The sequence below is a fragment of the Streptomyces sp. NPDC041108 genome, from assembly GCF_055592645.1.
Window position 1 is genome coordinate 252,555 of the sequence record NZ_JBVIYK010000008.1, and the last position, 13,968, is coordinate 266,522.

Here is a 13,968-nt window from a genome sequence, read left to right on the forward strand (position 1 = left end):
ACCCGGAGCTTGCGACATGCCATGAGCGATCCTCGGCCGGCCTCCCCAGAACTCACCACCACCCGGGAAACGGGCGGTGGTGGCAACGGGATGGCGCTGTTCGTCATCGCCTCGTGCCAGCTGATGGTGGTGCTGGACATCACCATCGTGAACATCGCCCTGCCGGACATCCAGCGTTCACTGGACTTCTCCACCACGAGCCTCGCCTGGGTGGTCAACGCCTACACGTTGACCTTCGGCGGGCTGTTGCTGCTGGGCGGCCGGGCCGGGGACATCCTCGGCCGGCGGCGCGTCTTCGTCTTCGGTGTGCTGCTGTTCGTCCTGGCCTCGCTCCTCGGCGGCCTCGCCCAGAACGAGCCCCAACTCCTCGCCGCCCGCGCCCTCCAGGGCGTCGGCGGAGCCATCGCCTCGCCGACCTCCCTCGCCCTGATCAGTACGACGTTCCGTGAAGGACCCGAACGCAACCGGGCGTTCGGTGTCTTCGCGGCGGTCTCGGCGGGCGGCGGCGCGATCGGGCTGCTCGCCGGCGGCGTCCTCGTGGAGTGGCTGAACTGGCGGTGGGTGCTGTTCGTCAACGTGCCGATCGGACTGCTGATCGTGCTGGCGACACCGCGCTGGATCAGGGAGTCCGCGCGCACACCCGGGCACTTCGACGTCACCGGCGCCCTGACCTCCACCCTGGGCATGGTCTTCCTGGTGTACGGCTTCATCAGGGCCGCGCAGGAGGGCTGGCGGGACGCGCTCACGCTGGCCTCGTTCGCCGGGGCCGTCGTGCTGCTGGTGGCGTTCGTGCTGGTGGAGAAGCGCTCCCGCCAGCCGATCACTCCCCTTCACATGTTCGCCGACCGCAACCGCGCCGGGACCTACGGCATCATGCTGTGCCTGGCGGCCGCGATCTTCGGCATGTTCTTCTTCCTGACGCTGTTCACCCAGAACGTGCTGGACTTCAGCCCGCTGGCCACCGGGCTGGCGTTCCTGCCGGTCAGCGCCGTCATCGCGGTCGGTGCCGGGCTGGCCTCGCGGTTCCTGCCCGTGTACGGGCCCAAACCGTTCATGGTGGGCGGCGCGATCCTCGCGGCCGCCGGCCTGGGCTGGCTGACCCTGACCGACGTCCACTCCACCTACGCCGGCAGTGTCCTCGGCCCGATGCTCGTCTTCAGCCTCGGCATGGGGATGGAGTTCGTCTCGCTGACCCTGATGGCCCTCTCCGACGTCCCGACCCCGGAGACCGGCGCCGCCTCCGGGCTCCTCAACGCCACCCAGCAGGTCGGCGGTTCGCTCGGCCTCTCCATCCTCGTCACGATGTACGGCACGGCCAGCACCGACGAGGCGGCCGAGCAGGTCCCGGACTTCCTCTCCCAGGCGACGCCGGCCGAGCGCCTGCGGTTCGAACAGACCGGGCAGCTCCCGCCGCCCTGGTCCGACGAGGTGCTCACCGCAGGCGTCTCGGCCGCCTTCGTCATGGCCGCGATCTTCACCGTCGTCGCCGCCCTGATCGCCGTCCTGGCCATCCAGGTGCGGCCCTCCGACCTGGAGCGGCTGAAGGGCGGCGGGGTCGGGCCGGGCCCGGGCTGAGCTGCCGAGAGCCAGGCGGGGCACAGAGGGTCACGTCGTCGTGCAGGAGGCCCCGTCGAGGGTGAACGCGGTCGGCGCCGGGTTGGTGGTGCCACGGCTCGCCGTGAACCCGAGGGTGACCGAACCCGCGGCCGGGATCTTCGCGGTGTACGAGGCGGCGGTGACGGTGACGGCCGCGCCGGACTGGGCCGCCGTACCGCCCCAGAGGCTGGAGACGCGCTGGCTGCCGGGGAACGTCCAGCGCAGGGTCCAGCCGTCGACGGCCGAGGTGCCGGTGTTGCGGATGACGATCTCGCCCTGGAACCCGCCGGACCACTCGCCCGTCACCCGGTAAGCGACGGCGCAGGCCGCCGTGGAGCCGCCGGAGGCGGTCGTGACGTTCACCGTTCCCGAGCGTGCCGAGCGGTTGCCGGCCGCGTCCCGCGCGTACACCGCGAAGGTGTACGAGGTGGCGGGAGTCAGCCCGGTGAGCGTCGCGGAGGTGCCCGTCGTGGTGGTCGCGGCGGTCTCGGTGGTGCCGCTGAGACGGACCACGTCGTAGCCGGTGACGCCCGTCGCGTCGGTGGCGGCGGCCCAGGTCAGGGTGGCGGACGAGGAGGTCACCGCGGAGGCGGTCGGGGTGCCGGGGGCCGTCGGGGGAGTGGTGTCGCCGCCGGAGGGGGCGTAGATCGCGGCCTCCTTGGACGTGGCGGCGATGCCGTTCGCGCCGTTGAAGAGGCGCTGCCCCCAGCTCGTCAGCCGGTTCGGGTCGAAGCCGGTGACCATGTCCAGGTACTCGACGCCGCCGCCGTTGCCGCTCCAGGACCAGCCGAGGTAACCGAGGCCGAGTCGCTGAGCGGTGGCGAGGATGGCGTCCTCGTCGGGGTTGCCGTCCGAGTGGTCGTGCCCGAACTCGCCGATCACGATGGGCAGTTCGGCCTGCACGAACCGGTTGAGGTAGTCGTTCACCTCCGCCGCCGTGTCGAAGACGCCGTACATGTGGATGGAGAAGATCGTGTTGGCGTCCGGGTCGGCGGAGAAGACGGAGGCCGCGTTGTCGCGCATCGTGAACGCCCAGTCCTGGCCCCAGTTGGGGGCGTCGACCATGATCGTGTGGTCGAATCCGGCGGCACGCAGCTTCTGGATCGCCGCCTTGGTGTCGGCCGTCCAGCCCGCGTAGTTGTTGTTTCCGTACGGCTCGTTGCCGATGTTGACGACGACGTGGTCCTCCTGGCCCGTCAGCGCGCTCTGCACATCGATCCAGTAGTCGGCGGCCCGGGAGAGCGTCACCGCCCCGCTCTGCTCGCCGTACCCCGTGGTGTCGTGCACCTCCAGGACACAGATGAGCCGGTTCCGCTTGCACTGCGTCACGACGTTCGCCACGTCGGCGGTGTCGTTACGGGTCCACCGGTCACCGCTGGAGAGGACCACGCGCACGGTGTTGGCGCCCTTGGCCTTGATGTGGGCGAGCGAGCCGATCCGGTCCGCGTACCAGGTGTGGGCATGGTTCACCCCGCGCATCACGAAGTCGTTGCCGGAGCGCTCCAGCAGCCGGCCCTTCTCGATCCGGAAACCGGGCGGCGCCGCGTGCGCCGGCGTGCCGAAGGCGAACAAGGGGAGCAGCAGGCCCAGGAGGGCGGCGGCGAGGGTGGCGGTTCGCGACGCTCGGCGCCTACGGGTCGTACGAGGTGCGCGGGTGGGGGCTGTCGTGTGCGTGGGGGCTCTCATGGCGGCTCCAGCGAGGGGGAGAGGGAGAGGGGAGCGGGGCAATGGGGCAGGGGAGAGCTCTTGTCGACCGGCCCGCACCGACCGGTGCCGACCGGTGCCGACCGCTGAGGGCCGGTGCCGACGAGTCGGCCGGGCCGATGCCACGGCCCGGTGATGAGCCGTCGATTACGAGGAGGCGGCCGACGTCCGTGCCGTGCAGCCGACCGTCGCCGACGGCGTCCCGGCCGTCGTCGGGGCCGCGGCGACGAACCCGAACGTGGCGCTCGCGCCCGGTGCGAGCGTGCCGTTCCACGAGGCGTCGGTGACCGTGACCGTGCCGTCGGCCGCCGTGGCCGAGGTCCCGTTCCAGACCTGGGTGAGACGGGCCCCGCCGGCCGGTACGACCGTCACGGTCCAGCCCGCCACGGCGGACGACGACGTGTTCGTCACCGTCACCTCGCCCTGGTAGCCGCCCTGCCAGACGTTGGTGGCCCGGAAGACCGCGCTGCACGTGGGCTGACCGCCACCCGGATCGCCCGGGCCTCCCGGATCACCCGGTACCCCCGCGTCCAGCACCGCCCTCAGTGCCGGATACCAGCGGGCGGCGATCTTGTCGTCGCCGGCGGCGTTCGGGTGCACCCCGTCGTAGGTGTCGGTCGCCGTGCTGAACCCCGTCCACTGGTCGACCACGGTCACCGGCGAGTCGCCGGTGCTCGTCGCCCGGGCCCAGGCGGGGATCCGTGCGTTGAAGTCCACGACACGCTGCGCGCAACCCGTGCAACTGCCGGGGTTCATGGGGATGAGCTGTGCCACGAGAATCCGCATGTGCGGGTCGGACGCGCGCATCTGGCCGACCAGCTTGGTGTACGCGGCGAGAATGCGGTCCGGGGAGATGCTGCTCCACACGTCGTTCGTACCGAAGTGCATGACAACGATGTCGGGGCGGGTCGCCGACAGTCGGGCGGGCAACAGGTTCTGGGCGGCGACATTGGTCACGAGTTCGCCGCCGTGGCCCTCGTTGTCGCCGTCGTGCTCCTGCCCGCACCCCTGGGTGGGGAGCGTGCCGACGAAGTCGAGGTCCGTGTACCCGGCGTTCCGCAGGCCGTTCCACAGCACCGCCCGCCAGCAGCCGGGCGAACCGGTGATCGAGTCGCCGAGCGGCATGACGCGTACGGGGGCCGCGGTGGCGGCGGCGTCCGCCGACGCTGCCGCCGCAGCGGGTGGCGCGGGCGCCGCGAGTGTCAGTGCGAGGGAGACGAACAGGGCTGCCACCAGGCCGAGAAGCGGCAGAGGTGGTAAGGGGGAGTGGTGGGTGTTGCGCATGGATGGTCCCTTCCCTGAGTGAGATGGGAGCGCTCCCAGGTGAACATGCCATCGTTGTCATTTACACGTCAAGATGGCTGCGTGCACATCTTCCGCGGGGTTGCGTGTCTGCGACCGTGCGCGCAGGACCGTGATCGAGCTTCCGTCCCCACGTCCCCACCTGCCCCCTCATGCCCCAGCCCGTCCCTCGCTCCCCACTCCGCGATGATTCATGAACGAGAACAGCAATCACGTGCATGGTTATTGACGTGCTCGGGACAGCACCTCTAGCTTCCGTCATGGAAAGCGCTTTCCCCCTCGGTGTCCGGGAGACGAACCATGCGTCCACAGCGATTCACCGCGTGCGTAAGCCTGTTGAGCGTCCTCGCCGGCGGCCTCATCGCCCTGTCCGCCCCCGCCGCGCACGCCGCCGGCACCCTCCATGTCTCGACCAACGGCGACGACGGCAACCCCGGCACCCTGGCGGCCCCGTTGCGGACCATCCAGCGGGCCGTCGACCTCGCGCGGGCGGGCGACTCGATCCTGATCCGGGGCGGGACCTACGCGCCGACCGCGAACATCCAGCTGCTGAAGAGCGGTACGGCGAGTCAGCCCATCCGGCTCGGCAACTACAACGGCGAGCGTGTCGTCATCGACGGCGAGGGAATGCCGTACACCCCCGGCGCGGTCGGCTCCAGCATTCCGCGGGCGCAGCGGGGCGCGATCCACATCGAGGGTGAGTACTGGCGGCTGAGCGGGCTGGAGATCGTCAACGGGCCGTACGGGATCTTCGGCGTGGACACCAGCGGCAATGTCTTCGAGCGGCTGGTCACACGGAACAACTACGAGTCGGGGGTGCACCTCCAGGGCGCGTCCGGCGCCAACCAGATCATCGACCTGGACAGTTACGGCAACCGGGACCCGCGCAAGAACGGCGAGAGCGCCGACGGTCTGGCGATCAAGGAGGGCTCCGGGACGGGCAACGTCGTTCGCGGGGCGCGGCTGTGGAACAACGCCGACGACGGGCTGGACTTCTGGGAGTTCCTCTCGCCGGTGACGATCGAGGGGAGCGTCGCCTACGGGAACGGCTACAACCGCTGGAACCTGCCGGACTACACCGGTGACGGCAACGGCTACAAGCTCGGTGGCGGCGACGAGGACCGGCCCGCGGCGCACGTGGTGCGCGGCAGCATGGCGTGGGACAACTCGGCCGGCGGTTTCATCGACAACGCCAACCCCGGCGCGCTGGTGGCCGAGCGCTGCACGGCCTGGCGCAACAAGGGCGCCGGTTTCGACTTCGCCGACGCCGACGGCACGCTGACGAAGAACCTCTCGGTGGCCAACGGTACGAACGTCTCGCTGGGCTCGAACTCGGGCGGCAGCGGCAACTCCTGGAACCTCGGCGGCACCTGGACCTTCGCGAGCACGGACGCGACCTCGATCACGGGGGCGAGGACGGCGAACGGCTCGATCCCGACGTCGGTGTTCCTTCGGCCTGCGAGCGGGGCGGATGCGGGGGCTCGGTTCTGAGGGAGCGTGGTGTCCCGGCGGGACACCACGAGCATTCCTCCGCCGTTCGTGGTCCTAGAACCGACCTCGCCACCAGGGCTCGTCCATGCTGTCGGCCGGTATGACCTTGGCCCTTGTCAGGATCTTCTCGTCCAGGGCCCGCACAGGGGCGCGCAACTCACGCGCGCTTCTCCTGGGCAGCGCGTGAAGGACGGCTTCGAGGTGCTCGCGGAAGCCCGCGCCGTAACACCCGCACTCGGGAATGCAGTCCCGCAGATCCGGCCGAGGCCGCCCGGCGCAACCCCCGTCCGTCGCCCCGCCCACCCGACCGCCCCCTACCCCTCCGCCCCCGCAGCCCCCGCGCGCAGCCCGTCCATGACGAGGTCGAGGAGGCGGGTGGCGCGGGGTCGCCAGTCGGGCTGGGCGGCCAGTTGCCAGAGGCCGGCGATCGCGAGGAAGAAGTCGTCCGCGGTGACTCCGGGCTGGAGGGTGCCGGCCTTCTCGCCCGCGCGGAGCAGGAGTTCGGCGGCTTCGGTCACCGGGGTGTGCGCCGGCCGGTCGGGGCCGTCGGGGCGGCAGGTGGCCTGGCGGATCGCGTCCGCGAGACCAGCCTTGGTCATGGCGAACCGGGCGAGGCGGTCCATCCACTCGCGCAGCGCCCGGTCCGGCTCGCGCGTGGCGAGCAGTTCGACAGCGGAGTCGGCGACCTGCCGCATCTCGTGCCGGTAGACCTCCATGACCAGGTCCTCCCGGGTGGGGAAATGGCGGTAGAACGTGCCCTGCCCGACGCACGCCTTCCTGGCGATCCCGCTCAACGGTGCGTCCGCGCAGCGCGTCAGTTCGGTCAGTGCGACCGCCAGGATGCGCTCTCGGTTGCGTTGGGCGTCCGAGCGCAGGGAGGCGTCCTTCTTCCGTTCCACGGGTCCTCCTCGCGGGTCCCTGGCCGAAACCCGTGCTTGTTAAGCGGACAGGTGTCCATTAGGTTTTCCGGAGGGGACAGCTGTCCGGTTGTGTCATCGTAGCGTCGGCCCGGCCGGCGAAGGCAACCTCTGCTGTCCACATACCTGACCAGACCGCCGGCCGGAGCGAGTCTCTTCGACATGCTCCGGATACGCGAAAGAAGGCTGATCATGTCCCCAGCCACCTCCTCGACGTACAGCGCCATCACCCTGAACGTCAACGGCGAGAAGCACACGCTCTCCGTCGACCACCGCACCACCCTGCTCGACGCCCTGCGCGAGCGGCTCGACATGACCGGCACCAAGAAGGGCTGTGACCAGGGACAGTGCGGCGCCTGCACCGTCCTCGTCGACGGACGCCGGGCCGTCTCCTGCCTGCAACTGGCCGTCGCGGCCGAGGGGCGCGAGATCACCACCATCGAGGGCGTCGCCGACGGCGACGAACTGCACCCCGTACAGCAGGCGTTCCTCGACCTCGACGGCTTCCAGTGCGGCTACTGCACCCCGGGCCAGATCTGTTCGGCCATCGCGGTCATCGAGGAACACGCGGCGGGCTGGCCCAGCGCCGCCACCGATGACGTACGCCCCGAGGCGGGAGCGCCACCGCTCGGCCCCGAGGAGATCCGCGAGCGGATGAGCGGCAACCTGTGCCGCTGCGGCGCCTACGTGTCGATCGTCGAGGCCGTCGCCCGCGCCGCCGCCGGCAGCACCGCGAGGACCGAGGAGAGCGTGGCGTGAAGGAGTTCGACTACCAGCGGGCGTACGACGTCTCCGGCGCGGTCGCCCTGCTCGGCGCCGACCCCGAGGCCCGTTTCCTCGGCGGCGGCACCAACCTCGTCGACCTGATGAAGACCGGCGTCGAGCGGCCCGCCCGGCTCGTCGACGTCCGTGAACTCCCCCTCGACGAGATCGAGTCCACCGAGGACGGCGGACTGCGCATCGGCGCGACCGTCACCAACAGCGACCTCGCGGCCCACCCCGAGATCCGCCGCCGCTACCCCGCCCTGACCCAGGCCGTGCTGGCCGGCGCCTCCGGTCAGCTGCGCAACATGGCCACCGTCGGCGGCAACCTCCTGCAGCGCACCCGCTGCGGCTACTTCACCGACGTCACCCAGCCCTGCAACAAGCGCCTGCCCGGCAGCGGCTGCCCCGCGATCGAGGGCGAGCACCACAACCACGCGATCCTCGGCGCGTCGGGGCACTGCGTGGCCACCCATCCCTCCGACATGGGCGTGGCGCTGGCCGCTTTCGACGCGGTGGTGACCTACGAGACGGCCGACGGGCGCGGCGAGTCACCCCTGGCCGACCTCTACCTGCCGGTGGGCGACACCCCGCACGTCGAGACGGCCCTGCCGCCGGGCGCCCTGATCACCGGCGTCGTCCTGCCGCCCGCCCCCGTCGCCGCGCACTCCCGCTACCGCAAGGTCCGCGAACGCGCCTCGTACGCCTTCGCCATCGGTTCGATCGCCGCCGCGCTCGACGTCCGCGACGGCCTCGTGCACGAGGTACGGCTGGCCTTCGGGGCGGTCGCGTCCCGGCCGTGGCGGGCCCACGCGGCGGAGCGCGCGCTGACCGGTGCCCCGGCCGACGCACAGACCTTCGCGGCCGCCGCCGACGCCGAACTGGCCGCCGCCGAGCCGCTGCCGCACAACGGATACAAGGTGACCCTCATGCGCAACCTCGTCGTGGCCGTCCTGTCCGAACTGGCCGAGGAGGCCACCCGATGACCACCGCCCCCACGGCGCGCCAGGGCGCCGTCGGCACCGCGCACACCCGCATCGAGGGCCGCGACAAGGTCACCGGCGCCGCCCGCTACGCCGGGGAGATCCCCTTCACGGGACTCGTCCACGGCTGGCTCGCGCTGTCCACGGTGGCCCGCGGCCGGATCCGCGCGATCGAGACCGCCGACGCGCTCGGGATGCCCGGCGTGCTCGCCGTCCTGACCCATGAGAACGCCCCGCGCGTCGACACCGACTACGCGGGTCTCATGGGGACGAAGCCCGACCCCACCACCGCCGTCTTCCAGCACGACCGGGTGCCGCACCGGGGCTGGCCGGTGGCGCTGGTCGTCGCCGAGACCTCCGAGCAGGCCAGGGAGGCCGCGGAGGCGCTGGTCGTGCACTACGAACAGCAGACGCACGACATCGCCTTCACCGCCGGGGACCCGGACGCGTACGCGCTGGACGCCTTCGGGCCCGCGGTGATCGAGAAGGGCGACCTTGAGGCCGAACTCGCCGCCTCCGCCGTCGTCGTGGACGCCGAGTACTCCACCCCCGAGGAACACCACAACCCGATGGAGCCGCACGCGGTGACGGCCCGCTGGGACGGCGGCCGGCTCGACGTCCTCGACTCCAACCAGGGCACCATGTGGGTCGCGGGCGAACTGGCCAACCTGTTCTCCCTCGACCCGGCCTCGGTGCGCGTCCGCTCCGAGCACGTCGGCGGCGGCTTCGGCAGCAAGGGAGTCCGCGCGCACCAGGTCGCCGCCGTCATGGCCGCGACCGTCCTGCAGCGCCCGGTCCGCGTGGTCATGACCCGGCGTCAGATGTTCTCCCTCGCCGGCTACCGCAGCCCCACCGCCCAGCGGGTGCGGCTCGGTGCCGACGCCGACGGACGGCTGCGCGCCCTGGAGCACCGCTCGCAGAGCCTCACCTCGACCGTCCACGAGTTCATCGAGCCGGCCGCGGGCCCCGCCCGTGTGATGTACGCCGCCGACGCCCACCACACGGCCAGCAGGATCGTACGGCTCGACGTCCCGACCCCGACCTGGATGCGCGCGCCCGGCGAGGCGCCGGGCTCCTTCGCGCTGGAGTCGGCGGTCGACGAACTCGCCGAGAAACTGGGCATCGACCCGATCGAGCTGCGGGTCCGCAACGAACCCGAGCGGGGTCCCGTCTCCGGGCTGCCGTTCGCCGGCCGCAACCTGCACGCCTGCTTCCGTGAGGGCGCGCGCCGGTTCGGCTGGGCCGACCGCGACCCGCGCCCGGGCCTGCGCCGGGACGGCCGCTGGCTGCTCGGCACCGGCACGGCCGCCGCCTCCTTCGGCGCGGGCGCCGCGCCGTCCACGGCGGCCGTGACCGCCGAGGCCGACGGCACCTTCACCGTGCGGATCAACGCGGCGGACATCGGCACCGGCGCCCGCACCGCGCTCACCCTGGTGGCCGCCGACGCGCTGGAGGTGGCACCGGATCAGGTCCGGGTACGGATCGGCGACAGCGACTTCGGGCCCGCCATGATCGCCGGCGGCTCGATGGGCACCCGCTCCTGGGCCTGGGCCGTCACCCTCGCCGCCCGCGATGTGCGGGAGAGGCTCGCCCTCGGCGCCGACATCCCGCCGGAGGGCATCACCGTCCGCTCCGACACCACCGCCGCCATCGGCGCCCTCGCCCAGAAGGAACGCCACTCCTACGGCGCCCAGTTCGCCGAGGTGGCCGTGGACCCCGCCACCGGCGAGGTCCGCGTACGGCGCATGCTCGGCATCTTCGCGGCGGGCCGGATCGTCAACCCGCTCACCGCCCGAGGCCAGCTCGTCGGCGGCATGATCTGGGGCATCTCCATGGCCCTGCACGAGGAGGCGGTACGCGACCGGGCGTCCGGCGGCCACTACGGCGCCGACCTCGCCGGCTACCACGTGGCCGCGCACGCCGACGTGCCCGCCGTCGAGGCCGACTGGGTCGACGACCTCGACCCCGACGACCCCGTCGGCATCAAGGGCATCGGCGAGATCGGCATCGTGGGCGCGGCGGCCGCCGTGGCCAACGCGGTCTGGCACGCCACCGGCGTACGCCACCGCCATCTGCCCATCAGGCCCGATCGCGTCCTGACGGCGGGCCGGGATGCTTGACGCGGCCACCGAGCTGAGCGCGTGGGCCGAGGAGGGCCGCGACTTCGCCGTCGCCACCGTCGTGGCGGTGAGCGGCAGCGCCCCGCGCGGACCCGGCGCGGCCCTCGCCGTCGACAGCGGGGGCACGGCCGTGGGCTCGGTCTCCGGCGGCTGTGTCGAGGGCGAGGTGTACGAGTTGTGCCGACAGGCCCTGGCGGACGGCGAGACCGTGCTGCGGCGCTTCGGCTACAGCGACGAGGACGCCTTCGCCGTCGGCCTGACCTGCGGCGGCGTCATCGACATCCTGGTCACGCCCGTCACCGCCGCGTCACCGGCCCGGGCCGTCCTGCGCGCCGCGCTCGCGGCGGCCGCCCGGGACGAACCGACGGCCGTCGCCCGCGTCGTCCGGGGCCCGGCCGAACTCCTCGGGCAGGCCCTGCTCGTACGGGCCGACGGGGCCGGGGACGGGCCCGTCGGCGAGGCGTACGACGGGACGGCCGAGGCGGGCCACGAGGGCGGGCTCGGCGGGCACCCCGACCTGGACCGGACGGCGGCCGCCGAGGCGCGGGCCATGCTGGACGGCGGACGCACGGGCACCGTCGAGCTGTCGGCGGACGGATCGCATTGCCCCGGCGGTCTCACGCTTCTCGTGGAGACGAGGGTGCCGCCGCCCCGCATGATCGTGTTCGGGGCGATCGACTTCGCGGCGGCGCTGGTCCGCGCGGGCAAGTTCCTCGGCTACCACGTCACCGTGTGCGACGCCCGTCCCGTCTTCGCCACGCGGGCCCGCTTTCCCGAGGCCGACGACATCGTGGTGGACTGGCCGCACCGCCATCTGCGGCGCACCGGGACCGACCGGCGTACGGTCCTGTGCGTGCTCACCCACGACGCCAAGTTCGACATCCCGCTGCTGACGGCGGCTCTGCGGATGCCGGTCGCGTTCGTGGGGGCGATGGGCTCGCGCCGTACCCACGCCGACCGCGAACGGCGCCTGCGCGAAGCCGGCCTCACCGAACGGGAGCTGGCCCGGCTCAGGTCCCCGATCGGGCTCGACCTCGGCGCCCGTACGCCCGAGGAGACGGCCCTGTCCATCGCGGCGGAGATCGTCGCGGCCCGCCGCGGCGGCACGGGTGTACCGCTGACCGGGTCGGGGACGCCGATCCATCGCGAGGCGGGGGAGCGGGGGGCCGTGGCGGCGGCCTGACCACGCGCGGGCGGGCGGGACGCACGGGGCCGGGCATCCCCAGGTCCGTGTGCACGCGGGTCTGAGTACGTCGGCCGGGGTGACTGAGTACCCGGTCCGATGCCGGGTCCCGCCGCTCGCTGGTGCACTGTCTTCATGGACACGCACTCCTCGCGCCCGCGCCCCCTCCGCAACGTCACCGCAACGGCCACCGCCACCGGTTCGGCCCTCGCGGTGGTGCTGCTGCCACTGGTGGTCGGCGCGCTGGTGGCGCGGTCGGCCGGCGGTGACCCGATGGCGTCGGTCAACGCCCTGATCGCGGGCGGCGGGGAGCGGGCGAAGCTGTCCCGGAGCCATCTGCCCGTCCTGCGGGGCATCCCTACGGTGCCCCGCAGGTGGGGTCGGCGGCTACTGACCCGCCGAGAGGACGTACGTGTTGAGGTTGGCGACGGTCGTCAGCGGTGACGGCGAGCCCAGCTCGTAGCGGTCGACGGCGAGGTAGTTGGGCTTCTTGCGGGCGGCCGGGGTGCAGAAGTTCTGCGCCCGGTTGCCCAGCTTGGCGTTGTCCGTCTCGGCGGTTCCGCTGATCGTGTAGTCGCGGAAGTGGTTCATGACGAACAGCGGGTGGAAGGCGGCCGAGTCCGTGGTGAGGGGTCTGCTCGTGCCCCAGCGGCTGTAGCAGGACCAGTCGGAGCCGCCGAGCCCGCCGCCCATGGACCAGTAGTTCTCCACGGTCCACTCGCGCTGGTACATCACCCCGAAGGTGTTCCGGGTGGCCTGGCCGGCGGAGGTGTCGCTCGCGCGGGTGCGGTCGCTGAAGACCAGCAACTGCTTTCCGCGGGCGGCGAGGTCGGCCATGGTCGGCCAGCCGTTCGTGGCCACGCCTTCCTGGTCGGGCCGGTACAGCACGTCGGAGAGGCCGCGGACGGAGGCCAGGGACGCCTTCAGCACGTCGGAGGAGGTGTAGTCCTCCAGGAAGACGGTGGCGAACTGGCCCGGGTTGGCTTTCAGGAAATCGACCATGCGCTGCAGGTCGGTGGCGAGCGGTACCGGGCTGCCGACCCCGTCACAGCTGTTGTGGCACAGGACGGCCTGACCCGAGACGGTGTACGCGTCGAGCATGAACCCCCGGACGCCGTCGGCCAGTTGACGGCTGACGCCTCGTGACTGGTTGGGGAAGAGGCTGACGGGGAACGAGGCGAAGTTCCCGTCGGCGCCGTTGGCGAAGGCGTTGTGCGAGGTGAGGAACGAGACCTGGTCGAGGGTCCGGGTGCCGGGGGACGGCATGGCCGTCGTGGCGTGGGCGACCGGCGTGAGGTACCAGCGGGCCTGGTCCCCGTTCGACCCGATCCGTACGAGGGAGGAGTCCGAGGAGACGCCCGTCAGGTACTGCGCCGTGCCGGGCACGCCGATCGTGTACGTGCTGTTCGCCGCCTCGGTGACCGTCCACGTGGTGCCGTCCGCGCCGCAGGCCGCCGTCACCGCCGAGGCGCCGTTTCGGCCCAGGCAGATCCCCGGCTCGTCGGCGTTGCGCAGCTGGTGGCCGCCGCCGACGGCGACCGGCGTCCACTGCTGGTGGTCCTCGTTGCCCTTGGGATCGTGCGCGGCGACCGTACCGCCGCTGTCCGCCGCGTTGAGCCCGGTCACGGAGTTCTGCAGATAGACCGAGTGCGTGGGGGCCGCCGCGGTGGCGGTCCCCGGCATCGCGAAGGGCACGCCCAGGGCGAGCGCGGCGACCGTGCCCAGAGCACGGGCGCGGGCGCGAGGGCGCGTACGGGGACGGGGATGGGGACGGGACAGGCTCACGGGGTTCCTTCCACTCCGGCACACCGGATTGATGTCAGAGGCATGACACACCGAGCGCCGGGTCGCGCACCAGCCCTGTCGCATGAAGACCTGTCCGAACTCGCACGCACACCACGGGACTTGGC

General features: G+C 72.2%; 11 protein-coding genes. 7 read left to right on the plus strand and 4 right to left on the minus strand.

From position 1 onward, the window contains the following. Window positions 1–90 precede the first annotated feature (90 nt). A complete protein-coding gene (locus ACZ6BB_RS23885; protein ID WP_471617344.1) occupies window positions 91–1,575 on the plus strand; it encodes an MFS transporter in 1,485 nt (494 codons plus the stop codon). A gap of 30 nt (window positions 1,576–1,605) precedes the next feature. Here ACZ6BB_RS23885 and ACZ6BB_RS23890 read toward each other — a convergent pair whose 3' ends face one another. Next, window positions 1,606–3,282, minus strand: a complete 1,677-nt coding sequence (locus ACZ6BB_RS23890) for a cellulase family glycosylhydrolase (RefSeq protein ID WP_471617190.1) — start codon at window positions 3,280–3,282, stop codon at window positions 1,606–1,608. 165 nt (window positions 3,283–3,447) lie between these two features. Continuing rightward, window positions 3,448–4,584, minus strand: coding sequence for a GDSL-type esterase/lipase family protein (locus tag ACZ6BB_RS23895; protein ID WP_471617191.1), 1,137 nt, complete (start codon window positions 4,582–4,584; stop codon window positions 3,448–3,450). 318 nt (window positions 4,585–4,902) lie between these two features. Here ACZ6BB_RS23895 and ACZ6BB_RS23900 point away from each other — a divergent pair, with 318 nt between their 5' ends. After that, window positions 4,903–6,093, plus strand: a complete 1,191-nt coding sequence (locus ACZ6BB_RS23900) for a right-handed parallel beta-helix repeat-containing protein (RefSeq protein WP_471617192.1) — start codon at window positions 4,903–4,905, stop codon at window positions 6,091–6,093. A gap of 314 nt (window positions 6,094–6,407) precedes the next feature. Here the strand turns inward: ACZ6BB_RS23900 and ACZ6BB_RS23905 are convergent, their stop codons facing one another. Beyond that, window positions 6,408–6,992 carry a TetR/AcrR family transcriptional regulator gene (locus ACZ6BB_RS23905; RefSeq protein ID WP_471617193.1) on the minus strand — a complete coding sequence of 195 codons (585 nt, stop codon included), beginning with the start codon at window positions 6,990–6,992 and terminating at the stop codon, window positions 6,408–6,410. 210 nt (window positions 6,993–7,202) lie between these two features. Between ACZ6BB_RS23905 and ACZ6BB_RS23910 the strand changes: the two genes are divergently transcribed. From ACZ6BB_RS23910 to ACZ6BB_RS23930, 5 genes are all read left to right on the plus strand, one after another. Continuing rightward, window positions 7,203–7,769: a (2Fe-2S)-binding protein gene (locus ACZ6BB_RS23910; RefSeq protein WP_471617194.1), complete on the plus strand. Its 567-nt coding sequence runs from the start codon at window positions 7,203–7,205 to the stop codon at window positions 7,767–7,769. Then, window positions 7,766–8,758 (plus strand): FAD binding domain-containing protein, encoded by a 993-nt coding sequence (locus ACZ6BB_RS23915; RefSeq protein WP_471617195.1) that lies wholly within the window; start codon window positions 7,766–7,768, stop codon window positions 8,756–8,758. The genes ACZ6BB_RS23910 and ACZ6BB_RS23915 overlap by 4 nt, the downstream gene beginning before the upstream one ends. Further along, the gene (locus ACZ6BB_RS23920) at window positions 8,755–10,875 is read left to right on the plus strand and encodes a xanthine dehydrogenase family protein molybdopterin-binding subunit (RefSeq protein ID WP_471617196.1); all 2,121 of its coding nucleotides are present in this window, start codon (window positions 8,755–8,757) and stop codon (window positions 10,873–10,875) included. The genes ACZ6BB_RS23915 and ACZ6BB_RS23920 overlap by 4 nt, the downstream gene beginning before the upstream one ends. Then, a complete protein-coding gene (locus tag ACZ6BB_RS23925; RefSeq protein ID WP_471617197.1) occupies window positions 10,868–12,058 on the plus strand; it encodes an XdhC family protein in 1,191 nt (396 codons plus the stop codon). Before ACZ6BB_RS23920 ends, ACZ6BB_RS23925 begins: the two co-directional genes overlap by 8 nt. 135 nt (window positions 12,059–12,193) lie before the next feature. Continuing rightward, entirely contained in the window at window positions 12,194–12,502 is a 309-nt protein-coding gene (locus tag ACZ6BB_RS23930; protein WP_471617198.1) for a hypothetical protein, read from the plus strand. On the opposite strand, the gene ACZ6BB_RS23935 is transcribed toward ACZ6BB_RS23930, so the two are convergent. Beyond that, complete coding sequence (locus tag ACZ6BB_RS23935) at window positions 12,446–13,843, minus strand: phospholipase (RefSeq protein WP_471617199.1); 1,398 nt, start codon at window positions 13,841–13,843, stop codon at window positions 12,446–12,448. The genes ACZ6BB_RS23930 and ACZ6BB_RS23935 overlap by 57 nt on opposite strands. Window positions 13,844–13,968: the final 125 nt, after the last annotated feature.